This window comes from Burkholderia sp. PU8-34 (assembly GCF_053427725.1).
The window spans coordinates 290,087-303,080 of record NZ_JBSAXC010000003.1; the positions used below are offsets into that span (position 1 = coordinate 290,087).

The window sequence follows — 12,994 nt, forward strand, 5'->3', positions numbered from 1 at the left end:
TGCGCGGACGGCTTCCGGTGCGGCCGGCCAGGTGCGGCCGGCCAGGTGCGACCGGCCAGGTGCGGCCGGTGAGGCGCGCCAGGCCCAGGCGCCGCGCAGCCGATGCGAACCCATTATTTCAGCAAGCTTTCGTCGCACATCGAACCATGTCACTCGATTCCAACTACCCACGCGATCTGATCGGCTACGGCCGCCATCCGGTGCAGGCGAACTGGCCCGGACGGGCGCGGGTCGCCGTGCAGTTCGTGCTGAACTACGAGGAGGGCGGCGAGAACTGCGTGCTGCACGGCGATCCGGGCTCCGAGCAGTTCCTGTCGGAAATCGTCGGCGCGGCCGCGTATCCGGACCGCCACATGAGCATGGAGTCGATCTACGAATACGGGTCGCGGGCCGGCGTCTGGCGCATCCTGCGCGAGTTCGAAAAGCGCGGCCTGCCGCTGACGGTGTTCGGCGTCGGCATGGCGATCGAACGCCACCCGGAGCTCGCGCGCGCGTTCGTCGAACTGGGCCATGAAATCGCGTGCCACGGCTGGCGCTGGATTCACTACCAGAGCGCGACGCCCGAACTCGAGGCCGAGCACATGCGCCTGGGGATGGAGGCGATCGAGCGCGTCACGGGCGAGCGGCCACTCGGCTGGTATACGGGCCGCGACAGCCCGAACACGCACCGGCTCGTCGCCGAATACGGCGGCTTCCTGTACGACTCGGACTACTACGGCGACGACCTGCCGTTCTGGATGGATGTCGAAGTGTCGGGCGGCGGCACGACGCCGCAGCTGATCGTGCCGTACACGCTCGACACCAACGACATGCGCTTCGCGACGCCGCAGGGCTTCAACACCGCGGATCATTTCTTCCACTACCTGCGCGATGCATTCGACGTGCTGTACGAAGAGGGCGACGAGGCGCCGAAGATGCTGTCGATCGGCATGCACTGCCGCCTGCTCGGCCGTCCGGGACGCATGCGCGCGCTGCAGCGTTTCCTCGATCACATCGAGAAGCACGATCGCGTATGGGTGACGCGGCGTGTCGATATCGCGCGTCACTGGCGTGAACATCATCCGTATCAGCCCAATCATCGAAACGAAGGGAAAGCATGAAGGCGATGCGTTACACGTTGGAGCAACTGAACACGATGGCCCAGGGCGCATTCGTCGCGGCGCTGGCGGGGATCTTCGAACATTCGCCGTGGGTCGCCGAGGCGGCCGCGGGCGTGCGGCCGTTCGCGAGCATCGACGCGCTGCACGAGACGATGTCGGGGGCGGTGGAGGCGGCGGGTGAAGCACGCCAGCTCGCGCTGATCAACGCTCACCCGGAGCTGGCGGGCAAGGCTGCCGTGCGCGGCGAGCTGACCGCCGAATCGACGCGCGAGCAGAGCGGCGCGGGGCTCGACCAGTGCACGCAGGACGAGTTCGACAAGCTGCAGACGCTGAACCGTACCTATCGCGAGAAGTTCGGATTCCCGTTCATCCTCGCGGTGCGTGGCTACGATCGCCACGGCATCATCGCGAACTTCGAGTCGCGCGTGAACCATTCGCGCACCGAAGAACTGCGCACGAGCCTCGACCAGATCTACCGGATCGCGCGTTTCCGGCTCGACGACCTGATCGACGCATGACACCGTAATACAGCCTGCTGCGTGGCAGCGGCAACTTCGCAATACTGACAAGGATACATCATGGCAATCCTGCTTCTCGATCCCGACGCACCTGAATTCACGCGGCGCTACGTGAACCTCGCGGACCCGCGTCTCGGTGCGCAGGCGCTCGAGGCGAGCGACGATTTCTTCGCGCCGAAGGAGCGCATGCTGAATCCCGAGCCGGCGGTGTTCATCCCCGGCAAGTACGACGATCACGGCAAGTGGATGGACGGCTGGGAAACGCGTCGCAAGCGCACGACGGGCTATGACTGGTGCATCGTCAAGCTCGGGCGTCCGGGCGTGATCAAGGGTTTCGACATCGATACGAGCCACTTCACCGGCAACTTCCCGCCGGCCGCGTCGATCGAGGGCGCGTACGTGGCCGACGGCGCGCCGACGCATGCGACCGAGTGGGTCGAGATCGTGCCGTCGACGACGCTGCAGGGCAACAGCCACCACTACGTCGACGCGAGCGACGCGCGCGCGTTCACGCACCTGCGCGTGAACATCTATCCGGACGGCGGCATTGCACGGCTGCGCGTATATGGCCAGCCGCAGCTCGACTGGGCCGGCGCGAGCGCGACCGAGCAGTTCGATCTCGCGGCGATGGAGAACGGCGGCTACGTGGTCGCTGCGAACAACCAGCACTTCGGCGTCGCGTCGAACCTGCTGCTGCCGGGCCGCGGCGTGAACATGGGCGACGGCTGGGAAACCCGCCGCCGCCGCGAGCCGGGCAACGACTGGGCGATCATCGCGCTCGCGCAGCCGGGCGTGATCCGCAAGATCGAAGTCGACACCGCGTTCTTCAAGGGCAATTATCCGGACCGCTGCTCGATCCAGGCCGCGTACGTGACGGGCGGCACCGACAGCTCGCTGATCACGCAGTCGATGTTCTGGCCGGCGCTGCTCGGCGAGCAGAAGCTGCAGATGGACAAGCAGCATTTCTTCGAGCACGAGCTCGAGTCGCTCGGCCCCGTCACGCACGTGCGCCTGAATATCATTCCGGACGGCGGCGTGTCGCGCCTGCGCCTGTGGGGGACGCTCGACAAATGAAGACGCTCGCTATCGAACCGCTGACCAAGGAAGCGTTCGCGCCGTTCGGCGACGTGATCGAAACGGAAGGGGCGAAGCAGATCCCGATCAATCTCGGCACGACGATCCGCTTTCACGATCTCGCGAAGGTCGACGTCGACGACGAAGGCGGCCGTACGCTCGTCAACCTGTTTCGCGGCCAGCCGCGCACGCTGCCGTTCGAGGTGAAGATGCTCGAGCGGCATCCGCTCGGCAGCCAGGCGTTCGTGCCGCTGAACGACCGGCCGTATCTCGTCGTCGTCGCGCCTGCGGGCGATCTCGACCCCGCGAAGATCCGCGCGTTCGTGACGAGCGGGTGGCAAGGCGTCAACTATGCGAAGGGCGTGTGGCATCACCCGCTGATCGCGCTCGGCGGCGTCAGCGACTTCATCGTCGTCGATCGCGGGGGGGAAGGGCTGAACCTCAACGAGCAGGATCTGGCGGAATCGCTGTGGCTGACCGAGGAGGCGTTGCTGGCGCTGACGGCCTGAGCGTTCGCGTCTATTGCGCGAGGCCGGACGGTTCGAATGTCCGGTGATGTGCCGAACGGACCCGCGACTTGTCGCGGGTTTTTCTTTTGTGCGTCGCGCGGCGTGTTGCATCCATGCAAGCGGCGGCGCGCGTCACCGGACAGTCGATGCGGCGGCGCGCGCCCCGACCCCGACATCGCCGAAGCAGTTGGCGTCGCACGTGCTATCGTGCCCGCATCGCCTTCATCACACCATCCGCTCTGGACGCATTCCCTCCGATGAGCCAGCCCGAATCCGACCTCGCAATCCTGCTGCGCACGATGCAACCCGAGTTGCATCCCGGCGCTTGCGTGTTCGCGACGCTTGCGCACGATGCCGACGTGCCACTGTCTGAAACGATCGCGACTTTTCGCGAAGAAGAGGGGCTGACCGTCGTCGTCCGCGAGGAAACGGCCACCCGCCACGGCTGGCCCGTGCTGTTCCGCGCCGCGTGGATCACGCTGACCGTGCATTCCGACCTGCAGGCCGTCGGGTTGACGGCCGCGTTCGCGCAGGCGCTCGGTGCAGCCGGCATCAGTTGCAACGTGATGGCGGCCGCGTACCACGACCACATCTTCGTCCCGTTCGACGACGGCGCGCGAGCGCTCGATGCGCTGACCGCGCTTCAGCGGGATGCGCAGCGCGGTTAGCGACGCCGAACACATATCGAGAGGATGACTTGCAATGCCGCGACTGGCCTCGTCGAGGCCCAGGTCTAGCCAGGCGAGCCCTCTGCACGCCGGAACCTGCTTGCCTTCCAGCACCTTGACTGCCGCGTCCGCTTCCGGGGGGCGAGGGGCGGCTCCGGGTCGGCCAGCGCTTCATCCCCCGGCGAATCCGCGAAGCAAAAAAACGGGCCCGTCACCGGGCCCGCGAACGGAGAGGACTTGCGCCGGGACCCCGAGGGCGGGCGCTGCAGGCCGGCTTACTTCGCCGCGCCAGCCTCGAACCACGCGGCGAGCTTCGTGCGCTCGTCGTCGGTCATGTGCGTGACGTTGCCGATCGGCATCGCCTTCAGGCGCACGGCCTGTTCGTAGATGCGCTGCGCGTTCTTCGACACTTCATCCGGCGTATCGAACATCACGCCGGCGGGCGCGCTGCCCATCAGCGTCGGCTTCGACGAGTGGCATTCGACGCAACGCTGCTGCAGGATCGGCATGATGTCGTTGATGACGATCTTCGGCGCGTTCGCGGCCTGCGCCTCCGGTGCGACCGGCTTCGGCATCGTCCATACCAGCGCGCCCGACAGCAGCGCGACGCCGCCGATCGGCAGGTACCACAGCTGCTTGCCGCGGTGACGCATCACGAAGAACTGACGGATCAGCGCACCGGCCAGCATGATCAGCACGAGCACGACCCAGTTGAACTTGTTCGTGTACGTCATCGCATAGTGGTTCGACAGCATCGCGAACACGACGGGCAGCGTGAAATACGTGTTGTGCACGGAGCGCTGCTTGCCGCGCTTGCCGTAGATCGGGTTCGGCTCTTCGCCCTTGAGCATCTTGTCGACCATCTTGCGCTGGCCGGGGATGATCACGAAGAACACGTTCGCCGACATGATCGTCGCGAGCATCGCACCGACGATCAGGTATGCCGCACGGCCCGAGAAGATGTGGCAAGCGAGGTACGCTGCGACGACGACGTAGAGGCCGACGCAAATGCCGAGCACGCGGTCGTTGGTGCCGAGGATGCGGCACAGCGAGTCGTAGACGATCCAGCCGGCCATCAGGAAGCCGAGTGCGGATGCCACGGCGACCACCGGGCCCATGTCGAGCACGCTCTTGTCGATCAGGTACGTGTTCGGCGCGAGCAGGTACAGCACGAAGAACAGCGAGAAGCCCGACAGCCAGGTCGTGTACGACGGCCACTTCGACCAGTGCAGGTCATCCGGCATTTCCGGCGGAGCGACCGTGTACTTCTGCATGTTGTAGAAACCGCCGCCGTGGACGTGCCACAGTTCGCCGAACACACCGCGCTTGCGCTGGTTCGGGTCGGTCGGCGGTTTCAGGCTGTTGTCGAGCGCGACGAAATAGAACGACTCGCCGATCCACGCAATGGCGACGATGACGTGCAGCCATCGCAGCGCGAGGTTCAGCCAGTCGGTGATGAAGCCTTCCATGAAACTCCTCCAGACTCAGATCGTTTGTCTTTGATGCAGGCGCTGATGCGTATGTCAGCTGCCGCGATAGGTGCTGTACGACCACGGCGACACGAGCAGCGGCACGTGGTAGTGCGAGCCGGTGTCGGCGATGCCGAAGCGCAGCACGACGCGGTCGACGAAACGGGGTTCGGGTACCTTCACGCCGAGCGATGCGAAGTAGTCGCCGGCGTGGAACACGAGTTCGTATTCGCCGGCAGCAAGCGCGGCGCCTTCGAGCAGGGGTTCGTCGCAGCGGCCGTCGCTATTGGTCAGCACGGTCTTGATCGCGCGGCGCGATTCGCCGTCCAGCGCGTAGAGGTCCACCTTGAGTGCGGCGCCGGGACGGCCGTGCGCCGTATCGAGTACGTGGGTAGTGAGCTTTCCCATTCGCTGTGTCCTTGTGTGAATGCGAGGTTCGGCGGCGGCTCGATCCATGGACTGTGCGGCGGATCGAGGCTCCACGTCACGTGGCTACATACCCGTCGGCGAGTTGAAGCGAGCGCCGTGCAGGCATTGTAAGAAGGTTCCTTTTGCAAATACGCGCGCGATAGCAAAGATAATGCGCCGCGCATGAGCCGCTGTCGACGGCGCGAAATACGCCGTTTCAGCGCCGTTTCGCCCGCGGCCGGACGCCTCTGCGCACCAGCTGCGCGCGTACCATATCGGAACCGTGACCTTGAGTATTCGGGATCGCGCATTGTGTGCTGCACGCGCTTGCGCGATCCTCCGGCCGTGCGCGTCGGCTCCGGCCGGCGCGTACCCCGAAGACGGCGAGCACGCCGGGTAACCGGGCCATGGCGTTCGAACGGACGCAGGCACCGGGCGTGCCGCGAATCAGCGTTCGAACGGCTTTGTGACCGCCCACAGGCACCGCCTTGGGGCAGACCGACGCGGAGAACGCATGAACCTCGAGCAGCACTCCGGCGCGCAAGCACGCGCGCCGCACGATTCCTCATCCCGCCCCAGAACCCTGCTGGTCAAGCACGCCGACGTGCTCGTGACCATGGACGACGCGCACCGAGAACTGCGCGACGCCGGGCTCTACATCGAAGACAACCGGATCGTCGCGGTCGGCCCGACCGCCGAGCTGCCGGACACGGCCGACGAAGTGCTCGACCTGCGAGGCCACCTCGTGATCCCCGGGCTCGTGAACACGCACCATCACATGTACCAGAGCCTGACGCGCGCGATTCCCGCTGCGCAGAACGCCGAGCTGTTCGGCTGGCTCACGAACCTGTACCGGATCTGGGCGCACCTGACGCCCGAGATGATCGAGGTGTCGACACTCACCGCGATGGCCGAGCTGCTGCAGTCCGGCTGCACGACGTCGAGCGATCATCTGTACATCTATCCGAACGGCAGCCGGCTCGACGACAGCATCGGCGCCGCGCAGCGGATCGGCATGCGCTTTCACGCGAGCCGCGGCGCGATGAGCGTCGGCCAGCGCGACGGCGGGCTGCCGCCCGATTCGGTCGTGGAGCGCGAGCCGGACATCCTGCGCGACGCGCAGCGGCTGATCGAGACCTATCACGACGAAGGGCGCTACGCGATGCTGCGCGTGGTGGTCGCGCCGTGCTCGCCGTTCTCGGTAAGCCGCGAGCTGATGCGCGATGCGGCCGTGCTCGCGCGCGAGTACGGTGTATCGCTGCACACGCACCTCGCGGAGAACGTCAACGACATCGCGTACAGCCGCGAGAAGTTCGGGATGACGCCCGCCGAATACGCGGAGGATCTCGGCTGGGTCGGCCACGACGTGTGGCATGCGCACTGCGTGCAGCTCGACGATGCGGGCATCGGCCTGTTCGCGCGCACCGGTACGGGCGTCGCGCATTGTCCATGCTCGAACATGCGGCTCGCGTCGGGCATCGCGCCGGTGAAGAAGATGCGTCTCGCGGGCGTGCCGGTCGGGCTCGGCGTCGACGGTTCGGCATCGAACGACGGCGCGCAGATGGTCGCGGAAGTGCGACAGGCGTTGCTGCTGCAGCGGGTCGGCTTCGGGCCGGACGCGATGACTGCGCGCGACGCGCTGGAGATCGCGACGCTCGGCGGCGCGAAGGTGCTGAACCGCGACGATATCGGTGCGTTGAAGCCCGGCATGGCTGCCGACTTCGCCGCGTTCGACCTGCGCCAGCCGCTGTTCGCGGGCGCGTTGCACGATCCGGTCGCGGCACTGGTGTTCTGCGCGCCGTCGCAGACGGCGTATACGGTGGTGAACGGGAAGGTCGTGGTGCGGGAAGGGCGGCTGACGACGCTCGACCTGCCGCCCGTCATCGAACGTCATAACGCGCTCGCGCGGTCGCTCGTCGAAGCGTCGCGCTGACGCGGTGCGGCGGTTGCGGTGGCGATCGGGCTGCCGCCGCCACTGCTGCCACTGGTGCCGCCGCGCCGCCGTTGCCGCCGTTGCCGCCGTTGCCGCCGTTGCCGCGGGCCGCGACGATGCGCGGCCCCCACCGGCCGGCGCGACGCGCGCGCCTGTTACGGCTCGATCAGCGTGCGCGTGGCCTCGGCGACGAGGCTGCGCAGCCAGCGCACTTCGTCGGAGTAATGGCAGCGTTCGTGCCAGAGCTGGTAGTACTGCATCGGCGGGAAGTCGAGCGGCGCCGGCACGACCGACAGCGGCAGGAACTTCGCATAGTGATCGGCGAACAGCCGCGTCGTCGTGAAGATCAGGTCGGACTTCACGAGCACGTACGGCGCGAGGTTGAAGTACGGCAACGTGACGACCACGTGGCGCTTGAGCCGCTCGCGCGCGAGGTGCACGTCGATCGCGCCGCGCTGGCCGACCGAGTACGGCGTCGGCGCGAGGTGCGGCGCGTTCAGGTACTGGTCGAGCGTGAGGCCGCCGCGCTTCGCGAACGGATGCGTGTTGCTCATCAGGCAGACGATCTCGTCGACGAACAGGTTCGACAGGTGCAACTGCTCGGGCGGTTCCGGCCAGTTGCCGACGACGATGTCGAGCTTGCCGTCCTCGAGCGCGAGTTCGTAGTCGAAGGCCGGCCCGAGCGAGTGGAACTCCAGCGTCGCGTTCGGCGCGGCCTGCCGGAAGCGCTCGACGACGGTCGGCACGAACAGCACGTTCAGGTAGTCGGGGCAGCCGATCCGGTAGCAGCGGATCGACGTGGCCGGGTCGAAGCTGTGCTGCTGGAACTTGATGCGCTCGATCTCGCGCAGCGCGTTCTGCACGGGCTCGAGCAGGCGCAGCCCGTATTCGGTCGGCACCATGCCGGACTTGCCGCGCACGAGCAGCGGGTCGCCGGTGATGTCGCGCAGGCGCCGCAACGCGGCGCTGATCGCCGGTTGCGACTGGTTCAGTTTGACGGCCGCGCGCGTGACGCTGCGCTCCATCAACAGGGTGTGCAAGACGCGCAAGAGGTACGTGTCGATCGCCTCGCGTTGCTGACTCATGATTTCTCCGTTTATATGTACGGGCTGATCGAGGGGCAGTGGGGGTATATGATTTTTAATATGAACGAAAGGAAGCGTCAAGAGATGGATACCCGCACGTGCCCTCCGGCGCGGTGCCGGCCGCGACGGGGAGCGACGTGCGGGAATGCGCGCGCAGGCGCGTCAGGTCAGTCGTCGATGCGCAGGCCGACTTTCAGCGTCACCTGCCAGTGGATCACCTGGTTGCCTTCGATGTGGCCGCGCGTCTCGGTCACCTGGAACCAGTGCAGGTTGTGCAGCGTCGCGGCCGCTTTGGAGATGGCGTTGCGGATGGCGTCGTCGCTCGATTCTCGCGACGAGCCGGTCAGTTCGATCAGCTTGTAGACGTGGTCGCTCATGATGTGCTCCCTGTCGTGTCGGGTTCTGTCGCGGGCACGCGCCACACCCGGTTGCACGCGCGTGAACGCGTGCGCAACGCGGTGCGGCATGCGCCCGGCTAATTGAGTGATAGGTATGATGGGCGGCAAGTTCAACCCATATCGGAGACGAGGGATATCGTGGAAGTCGGATTTTGCGGACCGGGATTGATGGGCGCGCCGATGATTCGGCATCTGCTGGCGGCGGGCCACCGGGTCGGCGTATGGAATCGCACGCGCGCGAAGGCGGACGCGCTGGCCGGCGATGGCGCCTATGTCGTCGACACGCCGCGCGCGCTCGCGGAGCAGGTCGAGACGGTGCTGCTGTGCGTGCTCGACGCACGTGCGGTCGGCGACGTCGTGTTCGGCGCGGACGGCCTGCTGTCCGGCGACGCGTCGGCGCGGCGCGTGCGCCGGATCGTCGATCATTCGAGCATTCCGCCCGGCGTGACGCGTGCGTACGCGCAGCGCGCGGCGGAGCTGGGCGTCGGCTGGGTCGATGCACCCGTGTCGGGCGGCGTGCCCGGCGCGCAGGCCGGCACGCTCGCGGTGATGGCGGGCGGCCGCGCGGCGGATCTCGATGCGGCACGTCCGCTGATCGACACCTACGCGGCGCGCATCACGCACATGGGCGACGCGGGCGCGGGCCAGACCGCGAAGCTGTGCAACCAGGCGATCGTCACCGCTACGGTCACGGCGATTGCCGAGGCGGTCGGCCTAGCGCAGGCGAGCGGCATCGATGCCGCGCGTCTGGCGCAGGCGCTCGCCGGCGGCTGGGCCGATTCGGTGCTGCTGCAGACGTTCGTGCCGCGCATGACGTCGGGCGGGCACGCGCCGATCGGCGCGCTGAGCACGTTTCAGAAGGACGTCGATGCAATCGCCGACGCGGCGCGCGAGACGGGCGCCGTGATGCCGGTATCGGCGACCGTGCAGCAGGTGCTGCGGCTCGGCGCGGCGCAAGGGCTCGCCGATGCGGATTTCGCCGCGTTCATCGACATCGTCAGGCCGGGCAATGGGCGCCAGCAAGCGTAACGGCCGCGCAGGCCGTGCGGCCGACATGCGTGCCGACCGGCTCGTGAGCGCGCGCGTTCGTACATCTAGGGGGAGGGGCGCTGCGCGCGCCGTTGCAGCGTACGGAACGCGTGAATGGCAGATGGGCCGCGCTGAGGCGGCCCATCGAGAGTCGGCGTCGAATCAGCCGAGCGAGCGAGGTGTCGTGTCGCCGGCGTTCTGCCGGCCGAGGCCGCTGCGTATCGACGCTTTCGTACCCGCACCAAATTCGGGCAGGATGCGCGCGCGGGCGCGGCTCGCGAACACGAGGAAGCCGAAGCCGTTCGCTTCGTACCAGTAACCGCCGTTCTCGAGGCCGTCGAGCGGCTGCTCGAGCGCATTGGCGATCGACTCGATGCAGCGCTTGCGCAGTTCGGCGATCGCCGGATACGGCGGCTGGGCACCGCGCACGCTGCACAGGAGCACGTCCAGGCCGGGAAGCACATGCGCGTACAGCACCGGTTCGTCCTGCGCGCGAGCGCGTGCGATCTTGGTGTCGAGCTGGGCGAACGGTTTCGAATGGCGCAATACCGCAAGGAAAGATTCCTGGCCATCCTGCTGCGCGCGTCGACGTTTTTTCGGGAAGGACATAAACACTCGCCTCAAAAACAATTGCAAGAAATGCGGCACTTTCATGCGACCCACTCCCGGCTATGCGCGCCGCATGTCGATCCTTTATAGCACACGAAAATGCTGCGCTCGTGCGGTGCGACGAATCGATGTCTCCCGTCGACCCGCTGCCACGATCGACACAGTCAGCGCCTGGCGCCTGTACTGTCGTTTAGTCTCCATCATAGACCCGCTTCGCGGGCGCGTGCATTCGCGCGTCACAAAAAAATGCGATACGCGTCGCGCGGCGGCCCGGATCGCGCGGCCATGAAAAAGCCCGCGCGAGGCGGGCTGGTCGGATTCCGGCGAGCCGGCGTTCAGCGCTGCTTCAGCGAATCGCGGATCTCGCGCAGCAGCACGATGTCTTCCGGCGTCGGAGCCGGCGGGGCTTCCACGACTTCCGCGGGCTTGCGCAGCTTGTTGATGAATTTCACCATCAGGAAAATGATGAACGCGAGGATGATGAAATTGATCAGCACCGTGATGAACGAGCCGTAGCCGAACACGGCGACGCCGGCTGCCTGCAGGTCCTTGAACGAATCGGGATTACCCTTGAACGACGGCGGAATCGTGCCGAGCTGGACGAATTTGTTCGAGAAATCGAGGCCGCCCGTCAGTACGCCGATGACCGGCATGATCAGATCCTTCACGATCGAGTCAACGATCTTCGAGAATGCGCCGCCGATGATCACGCCGACGGCGAGATCCATCACGTTGCCCTTGACGGCGAACTCCTTGAATTCCTTGATGATGCTCATGAGCGGCTTTCTCCTGTTTGGGGCAAGGGGAGGCGTGCCGCGATGCGATTGCGTCGAATTGAGGGTCGGTGGCACGCCGATGGCCGCATGATAGCGAACGTGCCCCATTGCCGATAGCCCATCTTGAAATGATTGACAAATCGGCGCCGCGCGCCGGGCGCGGTCGGGAATGCGAAGGAATGCGCGTGGGTCCGAGGCGTCGGACGTCGCGCGCCGACGCCCCGGATCGTGTGGGTCAGCTGTTGTTGTCGTTCCAGCCGTCGTCGTTGCTGCCGACGTCGACGCCGCCACTGCCGCCGCTGCCGTCGTCCCAGTTCGCGTTGTCGCCGCGGCCGAGATCGAAGCCCGGATCGGCCTCGCGGCGGCGGCGCTCGTCGTCGACGATCACGTCACGCTCGACCACGCGCTCGCGCCCGCCCGACATCGCCTCGCCGAGCAGCACGCCGGTCAGCAGGCCGCCCATCCCGCTGCCGAAGCCGCCACCTTGCTGGATCACGACAGGCGGCTGCTGTTGCTGCGGATACTGAGGCGGATAGGGCTGGCCCTGCGCGCCGGTCACCCGATCGGCTTCCTGCGCGAACACGGAGCCGCCGGCCGATGCTGCGGATTGCGCGGCCGGATCTGGCCGGCCTTCGACGCGCGCCTTCACGCTTGCATGGCGCTTCTCGAGTTCGTCGACCCGATACGGCGGCACCGGGTTCTTGCCGTTCGACAACGCCTCGACGAGGTCGCGCGCATCGGTTTCGATGCCCTCGATCTCGCTCGTCAGCGCAGCGGCACCGGGCGCAGTCGACAGCCGCGCATCGAGCTTCAGCGGGCGGACGTCGTTGAGCACGTCGGTCGCGCGCTTGAGCTGCGCGCGGCGTTCGTCGTCGGCGCGACGGTCGTCGGTCGAGCGCGCGCGCCGCAGCGTCCAGCGCAGCACCAGCGCGATCACCGCGACGATCAGGCCGAGGCCGATCCACATGCCGGCCGACGGGCCGTGCTTTTCAGCCGGCGCGGCGGGCGCGACGGCCGGCGCGAGCGACGACTGCAGCGTGCCGGCGCCGGTGCCCGGCTGCACGTTGCTCACGCGCCCGGCGTCCGCGCGGACGCGTGCTTCCGTCTGCGCGAAGCGGGACGGATCGGTGAAGCGAAGCTGCGGATCGAGCGTCTTCGCGCGCTGCAGCTGCGCGAGCGCGTCGGCTGGGCGGCCTTCGCGGTCGAGCACCTGCGCATACAGGTAGTGCGCGTGCGCGTTGTTCGGATGGGCATCGATGACTTGCGACAGCTGCGTGTCGGCGCGTTGCCAGTCGCGCTGCGCGATCGACTGCTCGACCTGCTGCAGCGACGGCACCGCAAACGCGGCAGACGACAGCATCATTAGCGAGAAGCCGAGAGCGGCGAGGGATTTCTTCATGGTCGAATCGGGCGCGTGC

At 67.0% G+C, this 12,994-nt stretch carries 14 protein-coding genes; 7 read left to right on the top strand and 7 right to left on the bottom strand.

What is annotated here, in order from left to right:
- Positions 1–146: 146 nt before the first annotated feature.
- From puuE to ACV22Z_RS09655, 5 genes are all read left to right on the top strand, one after another.
- On the top strand, positions 147–1,100 hold the full coding sequence (puuE, locus tag ACV22Z_RS09635; protein WP_448076073.1) for an allantoinase PuuE: 954 nt from the start codon (positions 147–149) through the stop codon (positions 1,098–1,100).
- The gene (gene uraD, locus ACV22Z_RS09640; protein ID WP_448076074.1) at positions 1,097–1,618 is read left to right on the top strand and encodes a 2-oxo-4-hydroxy-4-carboxy-5-ureidoimidazoline decarboxylase; all 522 of its coding nucleotides are present in this window, start codon (positions 1,097–1,099) and stop codon (positions 1,616–1,618) included. The genes puuE and uraD overlap by 4 nt, the downstream gene beginning before the upstream one ends.
- Before the next feature lie 60 nt (positions 1,619–1,678).
- The gene (gene alc / locus ACV22Z_RS09645; protein ID WP_448076075.1) at positions 1,679–2,692 is read left to right on the top strand and encodes an allantoicase; all 1,014 of its coding nucleotides are present in this window, start codon (positions 1,679–1,681) and stop codon (positions 2,690–2,692) included.
- Positions 2,689–3,201, top strand: a complete 513-nt coding sequence (locus ACV22Z_RS09650) for an ureidoglycolate lyase (RefSeq protein WP_448076076.1) — start codon at positions 2,689–2,691, stop codon at positions 3,199–3,201. Before alc ends, ACV22Z_RS09650 begins: the two co-directional genes overlap by 4 nt.
- A gap of 257 nt (positions 3,202–3,458) precedes the next feature.
- The gene (locus ACV22Z_RS09655; protein WP_448076077.1) at positions 3,459–3,869 is read left to right on the top strand and encodes an ACT domain-containing protein; all 411 of its coding nucleotides are present in this window, start codon (positions 3,459–3,461) and stop codon (positions 3,867–3,869) included.
- A 275-nt stretch (positions 3,870–4,144) separates the two neighbouring features.
- On the opposite strand, the gene ACV22Z_RS09660 is transcribed toward ACV22Z_RS09655, so the two are convergent.
- A complete protein-coding gene (locus tag ACV22Z_RS09660; RefSeq protein ID WP_448076078.1) occupies positions 4,145–5,338 on the bottom strand; it encodes a urate hydroxylase PuuD in 1,194 nt (397 codons plus the stop codon).
- Positions 5,339–5,392: 54 nt separating this feature from the next.
- Entirely contained in the window at positions 5,393–5,746 is a 354-nt protein-coding gene (gene uraH / locus ACV22Z_RS09665; protein ID WP_047900958.1) for a hydroxyisourate hydrolase, read from the bottom strand.
- Positions 5,747–6,260: 514 nt separating this feature from the next.
- On the opposite strand from uraH, the gene ACV22Z_RS09670 reads away from it, so the two are divergent.
- Positions 6,261–7,679 (top strand): 8-oxoguanine deaminase, encoded by a 1,419-nt coding sequence (locus ACV22Z_RS09670; protein WP_448076079.1) that lies wholly within the window; start codon positions 6,261–6,263, stop codon positions 7,677–7,679.
- A gap of 155 nt (positions 7,680–7,834) precedes the next feature.
- Here the strand turns inward: ACV22Z_RS09670 and ACV22Z_RS09675 are convergent, their stop codons facing one another.
- The gene (locus ACV22Z_RS09675; protein ID WP_440627528.1) at positions 7,835–8,764 is read right to left on the bottom strand and encodes a LysR substrate-binding domain-containing protein; all 930 of its coding nucleotides are present in this window, start codon (positions 8,762–8,764) and stop codon (positions 7,835–7,837) included.
- A 167-nt stretch (positions 8,765–8,931) separates the two neighbouring features.
- A complete protein-coding gene (locus tag ACV22Z_RS09680) occupies positions 8,932–9,141 on the bottom strand; it encodes a dodecin (RefSeq protein WP_448076080.1) in 210 nt (69 codons plus the stop codon).
- A gap of 159 nt (positions 9,142–9,300) precedes the next feature.
- Here ACV22Z_RS09680 and ACV22Z_RS09685 point away from each other — a divergent pair, with 159 nt between their 5' ends.
- Entirely contained in the window at positions 9,301–10,191 is an 891-nt protein-coding gene (locus tag ACV22Z_RS09685) for an NAD(P)-dependent oxidoreductase (RefSeq protein WP_448076081.1), read from the top strand.
- A gap of 162 nt (positions 10,192–10,353) precedes the next feature.
- On the opposite strand, the gene ACV22Z_RS09690 is transcribed toward ACV22Z_RS09685, so the two are convergent.
- From ACV22Z_RS09690 to ACV22Z_RS09700, 3 genes are all read right to left on the bottom strand, one after another.
- Positions 10,354–10,800: a hypothetical protein gene (locus tag ACV22Z_RS09690; protein ID WP_448076384.1), complete on the bottom strand. Its 447-nt coding sequence runs from the start codon at positions 10,798–10,800 to the stop codon at positions 10,354–10,356.
- A 335-nt stretch (positions 10,801–11,135) separates the two neighbouring features.
- Positions 11,136–11,576 (bottom strand): large conductance mechanosensitive channel protein MscL, encoded by a 441-nt coding sequence (gene mscL, locus ACV22Z_RS09695; protein ID WP_448076082.1) that lies wholly within the window; start codon positions 11,574–11,576, stop codon positions 11,136–11,138.
- Between the two features lie 235 nt (positions 11,577–11,811).
- Positions 11,812–12,975, bottom strand: coding sequence for a tetratricopeptide repeat protein (locus ACV22Z_RS09700; protein WP_448076083.1), 1,164 nt, complete (start codon positions 12,973–12,975; stop codon positions 11,812–11,814).
- Positions 12,976–12,994 lie beyond the last annotated feature (19 nt).